Origin of the sequence: Rossellomorea aquimaris (assembly GCF_000935355.1) — a bacterium.
Lineage (GTDB): Bacteria > Bacillota > Bacilli > Bacillales > Bacillaceae_B > Rossellomorea > Rossellomorea aquimaris_B.
In genome coordinates this window covers 58,556-78,896 of the sequence record NZ_JXZC01000012.1, presented here as the reverse complement: position 1 = coordinate 78,896, position 20,341 = coordinate 58,556, and the positions used below count along the sequence as shown (strand labels likewise).

Annotated in this window: 23 protein-coding genes and 4 tRNA genes; 2 read left to right on the top strand and 25 right to left on the bottom strand. The window is 40.9% G+C overall.

Features of this window, described 5'->3' with window-relative positions:
• Window positions 1-102 precede the first annotated feature (102 nt).
• From TV75_RS19345 to TV75_RS19325, 5 genes are all read right to left on the bottom strand, one after another.
• A tRNA-Asp gene (locus tag TV75_RS19345) sits at window positions 103-179 on the bottom strand.
• 97 nt (window positions 180-276) lie between these two features.
• Window positions 277-348: transfer RNA gene (locus TV75_RS19340), tRNA-Glu, on the bottom strand.
• A gap of 15 nt (window positions 349-363) precedes the next feature.
• Window positions 364-454 (bottom strand) — tRNA-Ser (locus TV75_RS19335).
• Window positions 455-461: 7 nt separating this feature from the next.
• Window positions 462-536 (bottom strand) — tRNA-Asn (locus TV75_RS19330).
• 130 nt (window positions 537-666) lie between these two features.
• Window positions 667-1,140 (bottom strand): SprT family protein, encoded by a 474-nt coding sequence (locus TV75_RS19325; RefSeq protein WP_044340434.1) that lies wholly within the window; start codon window positions 1,138-1,140, stop codon window positions 667-669.
• 148 nt (window positions 1,141-1,288) lie between these two features.
• On the opposite strand from TV75_RS19325, the gene cmpA reads away from it, so the two are divergent.
• Complete coding sequence (gene cmpA, locus TV75_RS22000; RefSeq protein ID WP_156142545.1) at window positions 1,289-1,402, top strand: cortex morphogenetic protein CmpA; 114 nt, start codon at window positions 1,289-1,291, stop codon at window positions 1,400-1,402.
• 91 nt (window positions 1,403-1,493) lie between these two features.
• On the opposite strand, the gene TV75_RS19320 is transcribed toward cmpA, so the two are convergent.
• The 14 genes from TV75_RS19320 to acpS form a co-directional block, all read right to left on the bottom strand.
• Window positions 1,494-3,662: a Tex family protein gene (locus TV75_RS19320; protein ID WP_437176724.1), complete on the bottom strand. Its 2,169-nt coding sequence runs from the start codon at window positions 3,660-3,662 to the stop codon at window positions 1,494-1,496.
• A gap of 464 nt (window positions 3,663-4,126) precedes the next feature.
• A complete protein-coding gene (locus tag TV75_RS19315) occupies window positions 4,127-4,723 on the bottom strand; it encodes a PP2C family serine/threonine-protein phosphatase (protein ID WP_044340432.1) in 597 nt (198 codons plus the stop codon).
• Window positions 4,723-5,520, bottom strand: a complete 798-nt coding sequence (gene sigB, locus TV75_RS19310) for an RNA polymerase sigma factor SigB (protein ID WP_044340431.1) — start codon at window positions 5,518-5,520, stop codon at window positions 4,723-4,725. Before sigB ends, TV75_RS19315 begins: the two co-directional genes overlap by 1 nt.
• Window positions 5,498-5,965, bottom strand: a complete 468-nt coding sequence (rsbW, locus tag TV75_RS19305) for an anti-sigma B factor RsbW (RefSeq protein WP_044340442.1) — start codon at window positions 5,963-5,965, stop codon at window positions 5,498-5,500. The genes sigB and rsbW overlap by 23 nt, the downstream gene beginning before the upstream one ends.
• Window positions 5,965-6,297: an anti-sigma factor antagonist gene (locus tag TV75_RS19300; RefSeq protein ID WP_044340430.1), complete on the bottom strand. Its 333-nt coding sequence runs from the start codon at window positions 6,295-6,297 to the stop codon at window positions 5,965-5,967. Before TV75_RS19300 ends, rsbW begins: the two co-directional genes overlap by 1 nt.
• A 77-nt stretch (window positions 6,298-6,374) precedes the next feature.
• The gene (locus TV75_RS19295; protein ID WP_044340429.1) at window positions 6,375-7,385 is read right to left on the bottom strand and encodes a PP2C family protein-serine/threonine phosphatase; all 1,011 of its coding nucleotides are present in this window, start codon (window positions 7,383-7,385) and stop codon (window positions 6,375-6,377) included.
• Between the two features lie 10 nt (window positions 7,386-7,395).
• A complete protein-coding gene (locus TV75_RS19290; RefSeq protein ID WP_044340428.1) occupies window positions 7,396-7,797 on the bottom strand; it encodes an anti-sigma regulatory factor in 402 nt (133 codons plus the stop codon).
• Between the two features lie 2 nt (window positions 7,798-7,799).
• Complete coding sequence (locus TV75_RS19285) at window positions 7,800-8,156, bottom strand: STAS domain-containing protein (RefSeq protein WP_044340427.1); 357 nt, start codon at window positions 8,154-8,156, stop codon at window positions 7,800-7,802.
• Complete coding sequence (locus TV75_RS19280) at window positions 8,153-8,983, bottom strand: RsbT co-antagonist protein RsbRA (protein ID WP_044340426.1); 831 nt, start codon at window positions 8,981-8,983, stop codon at window positions 8,153-8,155. Before TV75_RS19280 ends, TV75_RS19285 begins: the two co-directional genes overlap by 4 nt.
• A 412-nt stretch (window positions 8,984-9,395) precedes the next feature.
• Complete coding sequence (gene ndoA, locus TV75_RS19275; RefSeq protein ID WP_034763063.1) at window positions 9,396-9,746, bottom strand: type II toxin-antitoxin system endoribonuclease NdoA; 351 nt, start codon at window positions 9,744-9,746, stop codon at window positions 9,396-9,398.
• Window positions 9,747-9,750: 4 nt separating this feature from the next.
• Window positions 9,751-10,032, bottom strand: coding sequence for a CopG family ribbon-helix-helix protein (locus TV75_RS19270; RefSeq protein ID WP_032085355.1), 282 nt, complete (start codon window positions 10,030-10,032; stop codon window positions 9,751-9,753).
• Between the two features lie 125 nt (window positions 10,033-10,157).
• Window positions 10,158-11,363 (bottom strand): alanine racemase, encoded by a 1,206-nt coding sequence (alr, locus tag TV75_RS19265; protein WP_044340425.1) that lies wholly within the window; start codon window positions 11,361-11,363, stop codon window positions 10,158-10,160.
• A 485-nt stretch (window positions 11,364-11,848) separates the two neighbouring features.
• Window positions 11,849-12,862, bottom strand: coding sequence for a LolA family protein (locus tag TV75_RS19260; RefSeq protein WP_044340424.1), 1,014 nt, complete (start codon window positions 12,860-12,862; stop codon window positions 11,849-11,851).
• A gap of 224 nt (window positions 12,863-13,086) precedes the next feature.
• Window positions 13,087-13,437 (bottom strand): holo-ACP synthase, encoded by a 351-nt coding sequence (gene acpS / locus TV75_RS19255; protein WP_044340423.1) that lies wholly within the window; start codon window positions 13,435-13,437, stop codon window positions 13,087-13,089.
• 158 nt (window positions 13,438-13,595) lie between these two features.
• Between acpS and TV75_RS19250 the strand changes: the two genes are divergently transcribed.
• A complete protein-coding gene (locus tag TV75_RS19250; RefSeq protein ID WP_044340422.1) occupies window positions 13,596-14,180 on the top strand; it encodes a rhomboid family intramembrane serine protease in 585 nt (194 codons plus the stop codon).
• A gap of 45 nt (window positions 14,181-14,225) precedes the next feature.
• Here the strand turns inward: TV75_RS19250 and TV75_RS19245 are convergent, their stop codons facing one another.
• The 6 genes from TV75_RS19245 to TV75_RS19220 form a co-directional block, all read right to left on the bottom strand.
• The gene (locus TV75_RS19245) at window positions 14,226-15,686 is read right to left on the bottom strand and encodes a PH domain-containing protein (protein ID WP_044340421.1); all 1,461 of its coding nucleotides are present in this window, start codon (window positions 15,684-15,686) and stop codon (window positions 14,226-14,228) included.
• Window positions 15,676-16,155, bottom strand: coding sequence for a PH domain-containing protein (locus tag TV75_RS19240; RefSeq protein WP_044340420.1), 480 nt, complete (start codon window positions 16,153-16,155; stop codon window positions 15,676-15,678). Before TV75_RS19240 ends, TV75_RS19245 begins: the two co-directional genes overlap by 11 nt.
• A gap of 101 nt (window positions 16,156-16,256) precedes the next feature.
• A complete protein-coding gene (gene uvsE, locus TV75_RS19235) occupies window positions 16,257-17,219 on the bottom strand; it encodes a UV DNA damage repair endonuclease UvsE (RefSeq protein WP_044340419.1) in 963 nt (320 codons plus the stop codon).
• Window positions 17,220-17,278: 59 nt separating this feature from the next.
• Window positions 17,279-17,665 (bottom strand): hypothetical protein, encoded by a 387-nt coding sequence (locus TV75_RS19230; protein ID WP_052504625.1) that lies wholly within the window; start codon window positions 17,663-17,665, stop codon window positions 17,279-17,281.
• Window positions 17,666-17,784: 119 nt separating this feature from the next.
• Window positions 17,785-19,311: a DEAD/DEAH box helicase gene (locus TV75_RS19225; protein ID WP_044340418.1), complete on the bottom strand. Its 1,527-nt coding sequence runs from the start codon at window positions 19,309-19,311 to the stop codon at window positions 17,785-17,787.
• Between the two features lie 260 nt (window positions 19,312-19,571).
• Complete coding sequence (locus TV75_RS19220; protein ID WP_044340417.1) at window positions 19,572-20,261, bottom strand: alpha/beta hydrolase; 690 nt, start codon at window positions 20,259-20,261, stop codon at window positions 19,572-19,574.
• Window positions 20,262-20,341 lie beyond the last annotated feature (80 nt).

The following is a 20,341-nucleotide window of genomic DNA, read 5'->3' as shown; positions in this document are numbered from 1 at the left end:
TTACCGCTTGGCTATAGCCCAATGTTTCGTCAAAAAGTGACGAGGTTTATATGATAACATGTGCAAAACATCTAAGTCAATAACTTTTAGAAAAAAATAATCTGGCGGTCCGGACGGGACTCGAACCCGCGACCTCCTGCGTGACAGGCAGGCATTCTAACCAACTGAACTACCGGACCAGAGTTTTTTGCGCCAGCAAAATAACTGACATTATTTGCGTAAGCAAAATAGGTTTCATTACCTTGCGTCAGCAAAATAAGTTGCAAATAATAAAAATGACCCATACGGGATTCGAACCCGTGTTACCGCCGTGAAAGGGCGGTGTCTTAACCGCTTGACCAATGGGCCACGTCCTAAAAGTAATGGCGGAGAAGGAGGGATTTGAACCCTCGCGCCGGTTGCCCGACCTACACCCTTAGCAGGGGCGCCTCTTCAGCCACTTGAGTACTTCCCCATAAAAATGGCTCCGCAGGCAAGATTCGAACTTGCGACCGATCGGTTAACAGCCGATAGCTCTACCACTGAGCTACTGCGGAACGTAAAGTATTCTTTCGCTTAACTCGTCTTATCGACTCTTTAGATTATAATGACTCAGCTATTTGTTGTCAACTACTTTCAGACACTTTTTTAAGAATAAGAAAACCATGATCGGGTGATTACCACTCACTATTTGTCTCCCCTCATAATAACTTCCTTTACTAATTTAAGCTTTCCTTTACAACGTCCACACACGTACTTTCTTGTATTGATCTTCCTTTTTCTTTTAAAATCCATCCCGCACTTCGAGCAAACATAAATCAAAAATCTCTTCTTATTATTCACACTTGTTAATGTGGAACAATGCCTTGGACCCCCAACTTCATTTAGAAGTCTCTTAAAGTCTTCGTCTCCATGCTTATACCCTTTCCCTTCAATATGCAAGTGATAATGACACAACTCATGTTTAATGATTCCTATTAATTCATCCATACCATGCTCGTCCAAATATTTTCGATTAATATCGATATTATGACTACCCAGCATATACCTTCCTCCGGTAGTTCTTAGTCTGGGGTTGAAGTATGCCTTGTGAAGAAAAGGCTTATGAAAGGATTGATTTGAGATTTTTTCAACAAGAATTTGCAGTTCATCATTCGTCATATAAATCCTTCTTTCTTATTTAGAACATGACAACCTATTATAGCATAAACTAGATATCACCCTTACTGTTCAATCATGACAAACTACTCCAAGGAATGTCATCTCATCGGTTTACCTGGCACTTTCTTAGAGATAAGGAGGTTACCCCATGCCTAACTGGCTTGTGAATCAATTGAGGAGGGCCTATTTTGAAAAGGATCGATATCAAATCAAACTCCTTAATCAATGCTGGTATTTTTACCGAAAGAAGAATTGCTCGTAAGTATGTATATCTATGACAGCTTCCATCATATACTGCAAGAAAAGAGCTGACCTGGGTAGCATTCTCTACCCTACAGTCAGCTCTTACTTGCTTATTGAATCATCGTCAATGCTACCCTGCCTTTTTGAACGTCCACGCCATCAACCCAAACGGTTACGACGTCCCCTACAGACACCACATCTAATGGATGCTTAACGAATCCATGTTTCAGTTTTGAAATGTGGACAAGCCCATCTTGTTTCACACCTATATCAATAAATGCTCCGAAGTCCACTACATTTCTTACTGTACCTTGCAGCTCCATACCTTGTGTTAAATCTTCAAGTTTCAAGACATCCTTTTTGAGAAGAGGTTTAGGGAACTCATCCCGAGGATCCCGCCCAGGGCGGATTAAAGAATCTATAATATCTTTCAGCGTTAATTTCCCTATTTCCAACTCTTCAGAAACCTCTTCTAAATTTAATTGGTTCAAAGACTGTTTCAGTTCATCTGTTCCTATGTCGTTTACACTCAGTCCAACTTTAGCAAGAAGCCTTTTCACATCGCTATAATTGTCTGGATGAATCGAGGTCCGATCAAGTACCTCTTTCCCCTCCATTATCCTTAGGAATCCGATACACTGCTCGTACGTTTTTGCACCTAGTCTCGGTATTTTTTTCAATTGAGCTCTAGAATCAAATTTGCCTTCTTCTTCTCTCTTTTTCACGATATTATTAGCGACAGTTTTAGAGAGGCCCGCTACATATTGCAATAACGAAGAGGATGCTGTGTTCACGTTTACGCCAACCTGGTTTACAGCCGTTTCCACGACAAAAGTTAATGATTCATTTAACTTCTTTTGTGAAACATCATGTTGATATTGTCCCACCCCGACTGATTTAGGGTCGATTTTAACTAATTCAGCTAACGGATCCTGCAATCTTCTTGCAATGGAAACAGCACTTCTTTCTTCAACCTGAAGGTCCGGAAACTCTTCTCTCGCTACATCAGATGCTGAATAAACACTTGCTCCAGCTTCGTTGACGATTAAATAGAAGATTGTTTGATCCATATCTTTTAATACATTCACAACGAATTGCTCGGTTTCTCTAGATGCCGTTCCATTCCCGATGGCTACAACCTCAATGGAAAACTTTATCATAATTGCTTTGATTACTTCTTCTGCCTTAGCTAGTTGAGTTTGGGATGAATGTGGATAGATCACATTAATATCAAGAGCCTTTCCTGTTTCGTCGATGACCGCCAATTTGCAGCCTGTTCTGAAAGCAGGATCGACACCCAAGACCATCTTCCCCTTCATCGGAGGCTGAAGCAATAACTTCCTCAAGTTTTCAGAGAAGATATGAATTGCTTGATCCTCTGCTTTCTCTGTTAATTCATTACGAATTTCCCTTTCTACCGATGGTTGGATGAGCCTTTTATAGCTATCCTCCAATGCTTCCTTTACAAGAGACACGGAGATGGAGTGAACATTTTTAATGACCTGCTTTTGTAAATAGTTCACAATCCCTTCTGTATCCGGCTGAATAGTCACCTTCAGAACATCTTCCTTTTCCCCACGGTTCATTGCTAAAACACGATGAGGAACTACTTTATGAATGGGTTCCTGATAGGAGTAGTACATTTCGAAGACCTTTTTTTCATCTTCCTCTTCTTTTTTCACCTTTGATTCAATCAACCCTTTTCGAAACGTATAACTTCTTATGTATTCCCGGTAAGAGGCTTCATCGGAAATGTACTCTGCAATAATATCTTTCGCTCCGTTTAGAGCTTCCTCCGTTGTCATTACTTCCTTTTCTTCAGATACGTAGTGAGACGCTCTTTCTTCAAGGTCTCCTGTTGCCGGGAATGTAAGGATCCAGTCTGCCAGGGGTTCCAGACCTTTTTCTTTCGCTACGGTCGCTTTCGTTCTTCTTTTTTGCTTATATGGACGGTACAAATCTTCTAGTTTTTGAAGCTTATCCGCCTTCTTAATGGCTTGAGTTAACTCTTCGGTCATCTTCCCTTGTTCTTCAATCAGCCGAATAACTTCTTCTTTTCTTTGCTCTAGATTCTGCAGGTAATTCCATTTATCCATGATATTACGAATCTGTACTTCGTCCAGTGCTCCGGTCTGTTCTTTCCGATATCGTGCGATGAAAGGGACTGTATTCCCATCTTCCAGAAGTGAAATGACGTTTTTTACATTTTTTATTGATAGGTTCAATTCTTTGGATACTCTGTTAAGTAATGATTCTTGATTTGTTATTGTTGCTGTCAATTTTATTACCTCCATTGAAAGGATTCTTGTTTATTTTACCATAACTGTCTTTTGGGGTTGAAAAGGGGTATTAACTTAAAGGAATCCTATTTCTATTTAGCTTTGGCCACTGCAATCCATACTGTGAACGTTCCTTTCCGCTCCAGGCACTTCCTTTCCGCGGGGAGGAAGTCGAGCCTCCTCGGGCTTTGCCCTGTGGGGTCTCGACCTTTCCTCTATTTCCCGCAGGAGTTAAGTGCCTTCCGCTACAATCCACTCTTCGCTACTACAACACCATAATTACTAAACTAATTTCAAGGGAGAACAAAATTAACTTAAATATGATATTCAAAAATCAATTACTTGTTATATTGGACTGAATTTCTCACACCCATTCAGCACACATTGAAGGACAGGAGTTAAGTTAAAATCCAACTGTTTTTGTAAATAGCTTTTTGTAACAAAAAAAACTTACCCTAAGTCCGTTAGAGTAAGTTTCCAATAATATATGTTGTATCATCTGATGTACCGTCGACTAGAGATTGGATATCACCTAAAGCGCCATGAAGCGTTGGATATCTTTGAAGGATGTTCTTTACTCCCGATATACTCAGTCCATCTGAGTGAATAAGAAATCTTGAGTTGGAATTATACTGAAATCGTTGAGTCTTATATATTTGCGGCCTTCCGGATAAATATCCTGTAACAGGTAAAGGATAGGTCATCTTTCCTTCAGGTGCATACATATAAAACCTGATATTCCCTACACAGCTATATACAAACTCTTTTGAATGGTAATATGCTTTAATGATCGCCACTGCAGCACCACGTTTTTTCTGGAGAGCTTCATTACAAAGGCTCATTAATGTTTCAACATCTTCGTGATGATTCTCTTCAACTAATTCAACGACAACATGTGACGATTCATAAGCAAACTTGCCGCTACCTAAACCATCGGCCAAAACACAGATAAAGTAATCGTTTGTAGAGGTATAGAAATAACTATCTCCACAATAAGGATTTCCATTTTTCGAAACTTGTTCTGCATAAAGTTCTATTTCATTTTGTTGAAGATAGGCCATTAATAATGACTCTCCGAATCGCTCATTTCTTCCTGAATGGCTTCCCTAAGCTTTTTAATAGCTCTTCTTTGCAGACGGGAAACATGCATTTGGGAAATTCCGAGCTTTTCGCCAGCTTCTTTTTGGCTTAAATTCTCTAAATAAGTGTGTTGTATTATAGCTTTTTCTCTATCGGAAAGCACATGAAGCACTTTCTCAAGAACCAGTCGCTGATTAACTTTCTCGTAGCCCTCGTCCTGGTCTCCCACAATATCCAGTATCGTTACCGTGCTGCCCTCTGAATCCGCCTCAATCGAGTGATCCACGGATAACGCTTGATAACTCCTGCCCATTTCCATCGCTTCCAGAACTTCTTCTTCACTAACTTCCAGATACTCGGCAATTTCATGGACTTGAGGAGAACGTTCCAATCTATTAGTTAACTCTTCAACGGTGGACTTGATTTTTGGTCCAAGTTCTTTTATTCTTCGAGGAACATGTACGCTCCAGGTTTTATCTCTTAGAAACCTTTTGATTTCTCCAATAATAGTAGGAATCGCGAAGGCCTCGAAGGATCTACCGAAAGATTCATCGTACCTTCTGATTGCACCAAGCAACCCAATCATCCCTACTTGGATAATATCTTCGTGAAAAGATCTTCCCTTTGAATATTTCCTCGCAATGGACTCGACAAGATTTTGGTAGTGTAAGATCAGTTGACTTTGCGCATCATCATCTTGTCTTTCCTGATAGTCTTTTATCCATTGAAGGACTTTTTCTTTTTGGGCCTGCTGGTTAGGTTGAGATAGTTTTTTCATCCCTCTCCACCTGCTCCCCTGATAGGAATTTAGTCATAAAGACTGTCACTCCCTCCTTGTGATGCACTTTTACATCATCCATCAGGCTCTCAATAAGGTAAAGACCTAACCCACCTTCTCTTAAGAACTCGACTGAATGATCGGCATGATAAGGACCAACAGCACTGCGAATCTCTTTGAAATCAAAACTTTCACCGTGATCTGCTACCATAACTTCAAGACGATCTTCATATAGCGCGAATCCGACAACCACTTCTCCGTCATTGTCTTTATACGCATGCTGGACCGCATTTGTGATAGCTTCACTAGTAGCAATCTTCAAATCCTCAATTGCATCGTAGTCGAATCCCATACGACTTGCTATTCCTGAAAGCGTCAAACGAATAACCCCGACATATTCCGGCTTTGCGGGGATCTTCATCTCGATGTAATCAAAAGCTTGCATCATTCCACGCCACCTTCTACCTTGGAATTAATATTCATAATATCCCCTAAACCTGTAATATCAAACAGTCTTTGTAAACGATCTGAAAGTCCGATAAGGTTCAGCTGTCCACCACGTGCCTTTACTGTTTTAAAAAGACCAACAAAAACACCTAATCCCGTACTATCCATATATGATACTTCCGAAAGATCTATTGTCATATCCTTATTATCAGCTTCAGCAGAGGGTTGAAGCGTTTCTTTAAGCTTTGGAGCTGTATATGCATCAATTTCACCGGCTACTTTAACGAGCAGCTCGTTCTCTTTTTCTTTCATATCTATTGATAAGTTCATAAAAAGACCACCTTTTTTAGCAACATTATATTAAGTCTCTACACATTTACCCTAATTATTACAAGAATAAACTTTTCTTATGAATTTCTTTTTATGATGATCAGAGTGAAATCGTCTCTAAGCTCAAAGTGCTGCAGTTTCTCAAGTTGTTTGTATACGCTATTGACAATCTCTTGGGGAGGCAGGTGTTTATACCGGCTTATCAATTGAACTAAGTCTTCCCTTTCAATAAAGCCTTCTTCTGAACGACACTCCGTTACCCCATCAGAGAGCAGGATGATCATGTCGCCGACCTCGACCCGTCTCTCGTATTGTCGGTACTTCGCTTTTTTATCTACACCTAATAGAAGACCTTTTGCATCAAGATCCTCAAATTCATTGGTTGCAGCTCTATAAAAAAAGCCAGGTTCATGCCCAGCTGATGAGTATGAGAATAGATGGTCCTTCGAATTGTATACACCGTAAAACATGGTTATGAACATGCTTGCATCCACATTTTGCTCCACTACCCTGTTTAAACTTTCCAGGACAGCATTGGGTTCATTCCGGTATTCAGGCAGGCTGTCCATGGCATATTTGATCATGGACATACAAAGAGCTGCAGGGATACCCTTACCAATTACATCGGCAATGGCAACACTTACGCTATCATTTTCATCTTGAACAAAGTGATAGTAATCCCCATTCATCTTTTTGGCAGGTACACTTACAGCCCCAATATCCAATCCTTCTACGTTAGGAATAACCGTTCCAAGCAGAGTTTGCTGCATATTGGATGCTACATCTATTTCGTTATTTAATTCTTGTTGTTTTGTACGCAGACTTTGATGTTCACGATATGCAAAGCCGTATCCTATCATGACTTCAAGCAAGATATCGAAAGAGTGCAGTACTTGATGTGGTATATCAGGCTCCATTTCTAATATTACACTCTTATGGAGACTAATGATCTCCTCTGGCGATACATGATGCTCAATTGATTTACGACTAAATTTCTGTCCTAAATAAAGAGCTTTCTCATCTTGTTCGTTAAGATAGTGCTCTATAATTTCTCTATATTTAGAATCCATTAAATCTCTGAAATTCATTTAACTCCCCCTAGCGGAGCCACTTAGTCGCCCTGATATCTGTCCCTTCTCCCGGTACAGACTCAACGTTAAACTCGTCCATTAAACGTTTTACTCCAGGCAAACCTGCTCCTAATCCGCCTGATGTGGAATATCCATCTTCCATTACTTTTCTAATATCCGCAATACCAGGACCTTCATCCAATGCGATGATCCGCACACCTTTTTTCCCGGAATCGAATAACTTTTCTATACAAATCTGACCATAGCCAGCATATAAATATATGTTCCGTGCTAATTCGCTGATAGCCGTAGTAATACGAGCTTGGTCAACGGTCCCGAATCCGAGCTCTTTCGCTACATTCCTCCCTAACTGGCGGGCAGCAACGATGTCCCATTCATTCGTGATCTTCACGCAGGATTGGCTATCCATACCTAGTCCCCCAGTTCCAATTGTAATTTCTCCAGACCTTTTTCCAGATCCAGAGCGGTTAGGACGTCCTCTAACCTGATACCCAGCTCGATCAACGTTATCGCTACAGCAGGCTGAATGCCGGTGATGACTACTTTAGCACCCATTAACCTTGACATATTTATAACATCACCAAGAACTTTAGCAATAAATGAATCTATAAAATCTATGGAAGTAATATCGATTACTACTCCCCTTGCACTCGTTTCATGGATCTTGTGCAGAAGATCTTCTTGAAATTGAAGGGCTGTTTGATCATCAAGCTCCCACTGAATGGAAATCAACAAACAATCATGCAGCTTTAAAATTGGTATTCTCACTCTAATCCCTCCGCCGAAACTATTTTTCGATTTGTCATTTCAAGAGCTTTTTCAATCCCTTTTCGTAAAGTACTATTCGTACTGAACTGATTTAAATCGATTCCTAAGTTTACAATCGTTTGGGCGATTTCAGGTCTGATCCCTACCAACATGCACTTCGCCCCTACTAATCGAACTGCCTCTGCTGCCTGGATGATATGATGAGCTACCATCGTATCGACTACAGGTACCCCGGTGATATCGATTAACACTACTTCCGCTCTATGCTTCACTACACCGTTTAAAAGATTTTCCATTATTAGTCGAGCACGCTCTGTATCAATCGTCCCAACAAGCGGCATCACTGAAATTTTTTCAAAAACCGGTATCAATGGTGCAGACAATTCCTGCAATGCTATTTTTTGAAGAGAAACCGTTCTTTCCCATGATTCTGTATAGGCACCGATTACTTTTTTATTCATCGGAGTTAACCATTTATCGAACTTCTCGACTTGTGCAGCATAGTTTTGATCTGTAATGATACCTTCTTTCATCATACCTTCGTAGACCACTTTACCAAAAGTATTTAAAGCCGTTGTCACAAACGTCAGCGGCCATCCCAACCGGACAACCTTTTCAGCGAAATCTTCCAACCGGCTGTTGAACTCTTTGGAATCCCTTAAATTAGAAGCAATCATTTCTACAAACTCATGGCTTGTCTTAGTAAAAACTTGATCTGAAACAACTTGAAGAAACTTCTCATCCGCTTCGTTCCTCATTCGTTCCATCCAAATACTAGTGATAGCTGATTTATTATTCTGAATATAATCCGTGACTTCACTAAACATTTAGTTCTCTCCATTCTATCATATGAAATTTATACTTAGTATTCATGCCGAATGATGTAACTCAATTTTAAAGTAGTTTACAACAGTGAACTAAAAAATGACGTAATAACTTTAATAGTATCAAATAAATACAAAAAAGAAAAAACCTATGCCTTTTCGGGTATTTTTATTGCTTACTTTTCCCATTATAAATTGTTTACGGTGTTTTGTCATAAAATTGATTATATTTCCATTATCCATATTCTTCTTTTGGGATTAAATAGCACTATCCTTTCCCTTTCGAAAAAAAAAGCAAAACAAAAAGGCTTAATGATCATACATAGTGTTGATCAGCAAGCCTTCTGGTTTGCAGTATTTTGTCCTTATTGTATAACGTGATAAAAAAAGAATTCACACGATGTGAAAGATTCGATTAAAACTGGATCAGACCCACACTGATTTGCAGGGCGTCATCCACTTTTTCCATCATCTCATCATCCAGGTGTGTAATCTTATCGGTAAGACGTTGTTTATCGATCGTTCGAATCTGTTCAAGCAAGATAACGGAATCACGTTCAAAGCCATAACGTTTTGCATCAATTTCAACATGAGTAGGCAGTTTCGCTTTTTGAATTTGAGCGGTAATGGCAGCTACAATAATTGTGGGACTAAACCTGTTCCCTATATCATTTTGAATAACAAGTACCGGCCGAACTCCGCCTTGTTCTGATCCTACAACAGGAGAAAGGTCTGCAAAATATACGTCACCACGCTTTACAATCAAAGGATTAACCCCCGCTTACTAAGCGTTCGACTGTATGTTCTGCCTCATATTCTGCTTGAATCGCCTCTGAAGCGATCGCGAGATTAATCTTAGCCATTTCCATATAGCCGCGTCTCATAGATTCACGTAATTGTCTCTTCTTACGCTCTCTTAAATACATTTTGGTTGCACGATAAATAAACTCATTGCGATTCACATTTTCTTGATCTGCAAAGCCGTCTAATTCTGTAACGAGCTGTTGCGGTAGACGAATTAAGATTTCTGTTGTTGCGCTGGATTCAGACACAAACTACACCTCCACCAATCACTACATACCGTTTCGTTCATTAACATATTAATCATACCATCAATTAAGGGGAATGAAAAGTTAATTTATCAATCTCTTCTATTATCCACCATATAAAATACTAATTATTCATTAATCTGGTGGTTATTTTCCTCTTGACGGTGAATACCTGATGATAAGAGTTTATTCGATACCTCCGAAGGCTCCCCGTTTCGTATATAGATACGCGGCACTCTCGTGGAGATCATACAAGGGACCTCATAGTTAATGGTATCAAGCTTTCCAGCGATTTCATCCATTGTAATCGCTTCTTCACCCTGCTTGCCTATTAACGTTACATGGGTACCGATTTCAAGGAATTCAGGTATCCTGATCATACATTGATCCATGCATACCCTTCCAACAATTGGAACTCTCTTTCCGTTCACAATGACGTCCTGACCTTGTAATTTACGGAGCCACCCATCAGCGTATCCAATCGGGATGGTTCCAATCCACTCTGCCTCTACCGTTTCATAAGTAGCCCCATAGCTCACTTTCTCTCCAGCTGAAAGTTCTTTTGTATGAATAAGCCTCGAATGAAGAGAAAACACTTCTTTTAAAGGAAAAGGCAGTTCGGGCTTCATCTCTTGAGATGGAGTCAGTCCATACATGGCAATTCCCACCCGCACAGCATTAAAGAGTGTGTTTGTTTTCCTTAATGTGGCGGCACTATTTGAAGAATGGATATAAGCAGGTAAAGAGTCCAATTGGTCCAGCATATGTTCAAATCGGGCTAACTGCTGATCAAGATAATCATCGTTTAACTCATCAGCCGTGGCAAAATGGGTAAAGATCCCCTCAAGCTTAAATTGGGAATGAGCTTGAACATACAGTTCGATAGCCTTTAATTCCTCAGTGGAACGAACGCCTATCCGACCCATCCCGGTATCACACTTGATATGAAGGTTTAATCGATCTCCTTCTTTCAGCTGATTTTCAGCTTCCACAAGCCACTCTTGGTGGAATGTGGTTAACGAAATATCCAAATCGGCCGCAATCTTGACATCTTTCGGTCTCGTAGCACCTAATACGAGAATCGGAGCGGTTACGCCTGCTCTTCTTAACGAAATCGCTTCGTCTAAGAATGCAACAGCTAAGCCGTGTGCCCCGGCAGAAAGTGCAGTAAAAGCGGTTTGCACATCCCCATGCCCATAAGCATTCGCCTTCACAACCGCAAACACTTTCACATCTCCAGGGATATGGTCTCTAATATTCTTTACGTTTTCATATAAATGATCTAGGTTGATTTCTGCCCATGTATCACGAAAAAATTGGGTCTGGGTTTCCACTCTCTTCACTTCCTCATATCTTTACACAAAACATTGTCATTCTATTCAAGAATACCATTGATTATTCATATTATCATTTATTGTGTCAAATAGATTTTTTTGGAGGGGGATTTCAGGAAAGGGTTCTGCGAGAAGTAATATCTGTATTTCAAATGGTACGGAGATAGTGGCGGATGGGTCTTGGGAACTTTGTTGATTTGGATCATCTTATTCATTTTCTGGCGATTTCAGACGGCTTTATGCGTTTTAATGGCGTTTTTTCACCTTGTAACTTACGATATGGATCATTCATGGGTTCTTTATCTGTTCATTAACGCATTTCTGGATATATTATCGACTTTGTTCCTTTTATTATCGACTTCCCAGATATATTATCGACTTTGCCCCTTTTATTATCGACTTCCCTAATACATCCGTCACCCCCCACCATCACACCATCACACCAAGAAAAGAGGCGAACCCAAAGGCCCGCCCCGTTTATTATTTTATTTCACCATCGAACCTTGAACGGATTGTGCTACCATCACCATCTCAGAAGGAGTCAGGTCATTGGAGGCTAGCATATAATCCACTCCGTTATTGGTCCATCTGATGGATTGCTCTGTCATGGCTGCCACTGTGAAGCCAAGGTCCACTAATTCACCTTTTAGAGAAGTAGAGACCGTCATCGTAGGCACGACCGTTGTTTTCTCTTGTACGATTGTAAAGGATTTTTCCCCATCATAGGTTAAGATCACACGCTTTCCTGTATCGGTCGCGACTTCTTTTTCTTCTATTAATTCAGTACCCGTGATTTCTGACATTGGGTAAAGAACTGTGAACTCTGTGTCCTCTACATTTGCTGTAACCGGTACTTCAAGCTGGGCACCTGTCATGTTTTTCTTCATGTCGAAGTCTTTTTTATCAAATCCAGCTTTCATATCCATCTTGGAAAACTCTACTTTTACAAGTGGGTTTTTATCTGAATCCAATACATTTACGGATGCCGGCGTCAGGTCTTTCTTGTTAAAGGCAATCTCTTGAGTCGGAAGCATCTGACTGTTTTGATAACGTGTCTTCGTGTTAAAAATGTAGTGATCTTTTGTTTCTTTGAAAGTAGCCTCTTTATCCTCTAGTACGTCTTGAACAAGTGATTCATACAAGTACGCCTGACTGCTATTTTCAGGCCAGTTACTTTGGAATCGGAAGCTTTTGTTCAGTGCCGGCGTAAGGACGAATACTCCCTCATCATTACGTAAAATCATTTGGCTCTGATCTTTCGCAGCGTTCTTTAATGCCACTCGATAATAATTAGGGTCATTATGCCACACTTCCACATCATAGGTTTGAGGCTCATCGCCCACCTGCAGGGTCATCTTCGCATCTGCTTTGTACCCCTTCATATCCTCTACTTTTGCCTTTAGGTCCTTGGTAACATCTTCTTTCGATTTCTCTCCACAAGCAGCCAGCATAAGGACCGCTAACATGGCCATCACTAGTATCACTAGCTTTTTCTTCATTTTTTCAACCCCTTTTGTCCCAGGATATACGTAATTGAGAGAGGGGAAGGCCAGCCGTCTAAGAATGGACGATTCTTATAGAATGCCCCGTTCCTTAGTCCAATTGCAATTCGCCAAAGAACCGCGATTGTTAAACACCTGTCCTTGTCTCTCCTATTGCACTACTGAATATATGAGACAACCTAGGGGATTATGCTAGTGAAGATGACAAGCATGAAATAATTTTACTCTTCGATGATCACCTGTGCAGCCGCGTATTCCCGGCTATGGGTGATGGATAGGTGGGCAGTTGTCCCCTCTGGCATTGAAAAAAAAGGCTTTCCGTTCGGGTCCTTACTGATTTCAATATCCTGAAAGGAGAGCGCTGTTCCGATCCCCGTTCCATTCGCCTTGGCAAAAGCCTCTTTGGCTGCAAATCTCCCTGCTGCGAACTCAATCTTGCGCTGCTCGTTTAATGCATAGAATGCATCCTCCTCCTTAGCTGTTAAAATTCTCTTAACGAATTTTGGCTGCCGTTCAATCATCCTTTTAATGCGTCCTGTTTCAACGATGTCCAATCCTATTCCTTTTATCATATGTGGTTCCCCTTCTACTCTTGTCCTGTATTGCATATTTTTATAATGAACGATACTCGTGATTTTCGAGGTTTTCTTATAGTATAGTAGTAACTTCGTTTTTTGAAATCTGATTTAGTAATGATATAAAAAGAACAACCTACCTAGGAGGATACAATATGTTTGTCCGGACAGAAAGTTTTTCTCAATTTTTACGGTTCTATCCTATTATTTCCCTGATTGTATTCATTCATATCGCCTTATACCTTGTAAGTGCCCTTCCTATTTTTCCACAGCTGTGGGTGTACGAGCAGCTGGCAGGAATAAATTTATTCATTAAAGAGGGTGAATGGTGGAGACTCATCACCCCCATCTTCGTTCATATGGGATTCGCTCATCTGCTATTCAACTCATTTTCCCTTGTCCTGTTTGGCCCACCCCTGGAAAAACATCTTGGAAAAGTAAAGTTCGTCTGTCTTTATTTAGCAAGCGGTGTATTTGCTAATATTATTACCTATCTTATCAAGCCACTTACGTATAGTCATGTGGGGGCATCGGGAGCAATTTTTGGTTTATTCGGCTTTTACATCGCCATGATTATTTTAAAGAATCATTTCATTACAAGAGAAAGCCGCCAAATCATCCTGCCCATCGTCGTCATCGGGGTGGTCATGACCTTCATGCAGTCCGGAATCAACATAACAGCTCATATCTTTGGTTTGATCGGGGGCCTTGTGATTGGATGGATTTCAGGTAAAAAATAAGAAACAAAAGTGACCCGCTAACGAATCCCGGGTCACTTTTATCGATTACACACTATGAGAAAACCAAGAAGCAATGGTTTGGATGTCCTTCTTTTCAAGATCCCGGATCGGACTTGAATAACCGGTCTCTCCAGATTTTATCGTTGTCCTGAGACTGCCTAAGTCTTTTCTCGTTTGGAACCAGCTTTCATGGGTGTCCAAAGATTGTATGCGACTTTTCTTTATATGCATCGTATTTTTCAATACGCCCCTATACTGTAAAGATAATTGGCCATCAGAAATCTTCCACCCCCCGGCACGGTATTGGAAGTATCCCAGAATCCCGAATGGTATCATCAACAGTCCGACCCAAAGACCATATGGCCAGTAAAGAAAACAGGCGACAGCGGTCGGAATCAAAACCCAGATTGACTGTCGGAACACATATCTTCTCAAGGAACGCCCGGGTAGCCTCCTAAATTCATCATGGATGACGTAATCTGGAAATAAGTCTTTTAATAACGCCGGAATCCTTTTCTTTTTAACAATCGGGAATAACTTTATACTCGTACTGTCTTTCTCCAACACAGATCCACCTGCATTTTCAATGTGGACGGTGCAATAACCTAATAGTTGCCTGATTGGATTTTCCACTACCCGGATCCCTTGAACACGATTTAAGGGAACCGTCACCTGCTTCTTCTCCAGAAGCCCTCTTGTCATGACAATATGATCATCTACAATTTTAATCCTGAAATCACCATAAATAATGAATGTCCAAGCAATCGATAATAACCAGGCAACAAGCAATCCCAAGAAGGCCATCACCGAAACGACAAACACGCCGCTTTTCACAAAAACAGCCAGCTCCTCATAAACGGCTTCGTACGGAATGAACTCATTAAATTGGGATAAGAAAACAAACACCCCGGAAATGATGACCCCGATCCCGCCTGAAGTCGTGGCAAGCACCCAAATGTCTTTTGAACCGAGGTTGAAAAAGGGTTCTTCATCCTTCAAAACCTTCGTATTTTCTTCCGAAAGATTCCCGGTAACGTCAGGCCCCTTCTTCTCCCGATAGATCATCTCCTCTAACTCTAATGCTTCTTCTTTTAAAATAGCTGTCAGTTCTGCTTCCGATTCCCGCGGATTCGAAGACCCGGCCGTTTCAACCTTCACCTTGACCAACCCAAAAGGACGATGAAGAATCCCTTCAGAGAAATTTAAACTCTGAATCCGGTCAATGGGAATATACCTCTTCTTTTTAACAAATAGTCCGTGTTCAATCCGCAGCTCCCCTTCTTCTACTCGATACGTAAACCGAAGCCACTTCACAATCCCTGTGACCAGAACGAACACAAGGACTGCCGCCATGGATATAACGGGCATATAATCCCAAAATCCCGTCTTCTCTCCCCGGTTATTCAATACAATTAAAAAAACAAAGGGAACGATCAAATCCTTCAACTGCTTTATAAAGTTAGCTACAGCTGAAATAGGGTGCAGTCTTTTGTGCTCAGACATCATCTTCAGCCACCCTCGCTAGTTGTGAAATGGAGCTTCTCAAACCATCCGCTTCCTCCATATCCAGTGCCGGAATCTCATGAACCGTCGCCGCAGTCGAAATCGTGATCGTCGCTAACTGATACTTTTTTAAAATAGGACCCTGCACCGTATCAACATGTTGAACCCTCACCATCGGCACCAAAGTTCGCTTCACTATAAATATCCCTCTTTGGAGCTCAATTTCCTGCTCCCTCACTTCATATCGCCATCTCTTCCATTTGATCGTTGGAATAAAGAAAACAAATAAATATGTAAATAGAATGAATATGCCAATTGCAACTGCAATGATCCATTGAGGCCAATCAAACAACACGGTAAGAACAATCGCTCCTGCGGCTACAACTGTCACAATCAATGTTTCAAACACGCCATATATCTTCCAAACCTTTAAAGCCTTTGGCGATATTTTCTTTTGAGGCTCTCCAATCATCCCCATCCCCCTCACTTATCTCTTTTACTAAATCTTACAGTATATTTACGATTTGGAACAGAGATGGTTTCAGATAAAGGAGAAAGCTTTGGGAGATATACCTATTTTAGATTAAACGAACTTTTATCCACCCACTCAATCCCATCAGTCCCTTGCAGCTCCTCCACTAACCGGAACAATGCGTCATCCTTCTTCTTCGCTTCTATCATACAATCAATTTCATCCACCGAACCCTTTATGCCTTGAAGAAAATCAAGGAACATCTTAGGGTCGATGAAATCGGCATGGGCTTTGTAATCTTCCCGGGAACGAGGACTGGAAATATGCATCTTCACAGGTAACGGTGACTGGCTCCACGTTCCAACGATCCTCTCCCAATCCAACAACCAATCCCTTTCGTTATAAGCAAGATGATGGTGGTAATCGAACACATGGGGAATCCCGAGCTTTTCGCATAGATAGAGGGCATCAGCTGCACTGAAAACCGTATCATCATTTTCAAGAATGATCATTTGTTGAAGGGAAACAGGTGTCAGCCCCCAATTATGGATGAATTGCTCAAGCGCTTTTTCTTTATCTTCATAAGCCCCGCCGACATGGAGAACACAGCGATGGGTTGGATCGATTCCCATCCCTTTTAATAATGCCTCATGCATCTTAAGTGTTTTAAGCGTGTTCTTCAACACATCCACGTCACTTGAATTCAACAGTACAAAATGATCGGGATGAAAATCCACCCGCATGGGATGAAGCGTTAAATACTCTTTAATTACATCCAGTTCAGGTTTTAAAGGGGAAATGAAATCCCATCCTTTCAATTCAGGATGATTCGCAAGAGGGATCAACTTTGAACTGAACCGAAAAAAATGGATCTCATTAAGAACATTATGCTTTAAAAGGCGTAGGCAGTTTTCAAGATTTGATTTTGCGATCCGTTCCAGTTTATGAATAGCGGCCTCACGATCCTTAATTCCCGAAAACTGCTTATAGGTCATGGTTTGGGAAGGTGATGCATTCTGGAGGTTCATGCTCATGGCAACATAGCCTAACTTTACGAGTGTCATGTGGGGTGGACTCCTTTTTGGGGTTAGTATGTGCATAAGGAGAGGAATTAAGTATAAATTTATTGGCCTGGTTTACAATAGAAAGCTGACTTTCTTTCACCATTCATCTGAAATTCCTTTAATAATTTATAAGCCGTTGTTCTTGATGAAAGATGAATAAAATTTCTTAGTTCTCTATTTGTTATGTGTTTATCAATTAGTAAGAAATAGTCGAGGATAGCATTCAAATGCGCATATTTAGAAGATGTATTACATTTAATACATAACCAGGAAGCATAAATTCTTTTCATTGGGATGTAATGACAATTTTCACAACGAACCCCTGTCATAATATCATTTCTCGTTACCCCATAAGCCGAACAAATATCCAGCTCATTTTCTTCATGATTTTTTAAAATGGTTTTCTTCATTTTTGTCATTTCTTTTTCAGTGATCACTTCATTCACATGCGCCTCATTTAATTTTTTTATTTTATCTATTATATTTTGGGAGTGCGTCGGTCTCGTTCGCCAAACAAAAAAACACGACAACCCAAAGGTCATCGTGTTCCCATTCTCAATCAAGATCAAGAATTGTTATAAGATTTGCGTTTGCTTGAAGATTGTGGTCTGCCGCCGCCAGTACGGTTGCGATCTCCGCCACGGCTTCCGCCTCCGCGATTTCCACCGCCGCTGCGAGATGATCCACCACGACTTCCGCCTTTACCGCTGCGAGCTCCACCTTTGTATCCACCGCCGCGATTTCCACCGCCACGATTTCCTCCACCTCTAGATGGTAATGGACGCTCTTCCGTGATCTCAACCGGTGTTGTATCCGGCTCTTTCGTCAGTACACGAATCGCTGCTGCTACAGCTTGAACAGGATCGTGATCTCCAAGGAATTCTTCTGCTAATGGATAGTAATCTTTAAGATCGCTTTCCTTCGCCGCTTCAGCCAATTTCTCCAGAGCCAAGCGTTGTTGACCTTCAAGGGCTTCGTTTAAGCTAGGTGGCTTAAGAGCCGTCATTTTCTTCTTCGTTGTTTGTTCAACGATCTTCAGGTAACCCATTTCTCTTGGTGTTACAAAAGTGATGGACATACCTTTCTTACCTGCACGACCTGTACGTCCGATACGGTGAACGTAGCTTTCAGGATCTTGAGGAATATCAAAGTTGTAAACATGCGTTACGCCTGAGATGTCTAATCCACGGGCAGCAACGTCCGTTGCGATCAGAATATCGATGCGGCCTTCTTTGAACTTCTTAAGGACCGTCATACGACGAGCTTGGGAAAGGTCTCCGTGAATTCCTTCTGCAAGGTATCCGCGGATGCTAAGAGCTCTAGCTAATTCGTCTACTCTACGTTTTGTACGGCCGAATACAATCGCAAGTTCAGGTGATTGTACGTCGATCAAACGGGAAAGTGTATCGAATTTTTCTTTTTCGCTCACTTTTGTGAAGTATTGTTCGATATTTGAAACCGTTACTTCTTTTGACTTCACTTTGATTACTTCCGGCTCTGTCATGAAGCGGTTTGCAATGCGGCGGATCGGATCCGGCATTGTTGCAGAGAATAGAAGTGTTTGTCTTGTGCTTGGAACAGTCTCAAGGATGCTTTCGATGTCTTCGATGAAGCCCATGTTCAGCATTTCATCTGCTTCGTCAAGTACTAATGTTTCAACGTTTTCAAGGTTGAGTGTTTTACGTTTGATATGGTCAAGAAGACGACCTGGTGTACCAACGATGATATGAGGGTTCTTTTTCATCGCGCGGATTTGACGCTGGATGTCCTGTCCTCCGTAGACAGATAACACGCGTGCACGCTTGTCAGCTCCGATACGATATAACTCTTCAGAAACTTGGATGGCAAGTTCACGAGTTGGTGCAATGATTAGAGCTTGAACGTTTGGATTTTTCACATCGATCTTCTCGATCATAGGAATACCAAACGCTGTTGTTTTACCTGTTCCAGTTTGTGCCTGACCGATAATATCCTTACCTTCTAAACCGACTGGAATCGTACTTGCCTGAATTGGTGTTGCTTCTTCAAAGCCCATACGTTTAATTGATTTCAACGTAGATGCGCTTAAGTTTAAATCTGCAAACTTAGTCAATGTTACATTCTCCTTTAATTTACATCTTTTATAACTAATCAATATCTGATTATATTTTTAGGTCGGAACGAAATCTTACCCACCGAAAGACTTCGGTATCTAATCTAAAACCGTCTATATGAGATGTTTAGTTTATGTTTGGTACAAAAAAATACACTCTTCAAAATAGAAGAGCTAGCACGTCCAACAAAATAAGAACTATGTTGTAGCTATGTTACCACTTCTAGAAATGAATTTCAATCTAATGTCAAATAGTCAATCTATTCATTTAGTAGGAAATGGTAGATCTCCTCAAAAAGTTCGTGCTTATCTTCACTATGACATATCAAGTGTTTTGCTTTAGGGGAATAAAAAAGGTTTTTATCTTGGGAAGAAATAGTCTCGTATATATATTTTGCAGCTTTAGGGGGGACTATTCCATCTATCTCTCCTTGGGCTATAAAGGTTGGGACATTAACCTTTTTCAGGAGTGGACGAGCAATACGAACGACCTTTCTAAATTCGTATGTGGACAGAATTGGGGTTTTTGTTACCTTCCATTTGTACCGGTTGTACAGCTCGTTTTCAAGTATGTTTCCCTGTATTCCTTCTTTGATCATATTTCCAATATCTTTCAATAATTGTTTGACATTTACATAATAAGCTGCCGCACTTAAAAGCACAAGCTTACTGACTTCATATTTCACTGAAAGATATGATGCGATCAATCCACCCATGGAGAAGCCGATTACATAAACCTCATCGCATTTCTCTATCAGCGTTTGAAGTTCATCCTCAGCATGCTCGATCCATTCAATATGTTTAACCCCTTTCAGCTCAAGGGTTTCACCATGACCAGGCAGAGTTGGCACAACGATTTCCCAGTCGGTTCTCTCTTGAAGAAAATCTGCCAGAGGCTCTACTTCAAAAGGGCTCCCAGTAAATCCATGGATTAGTAAACAACCGATCATGTTATCCCCTCTTACTTTTCAAAAGGTAGGGAGAGAGCCAATCTCCCATCACTACAAGCTCATTTTGTTCAATTCTATAA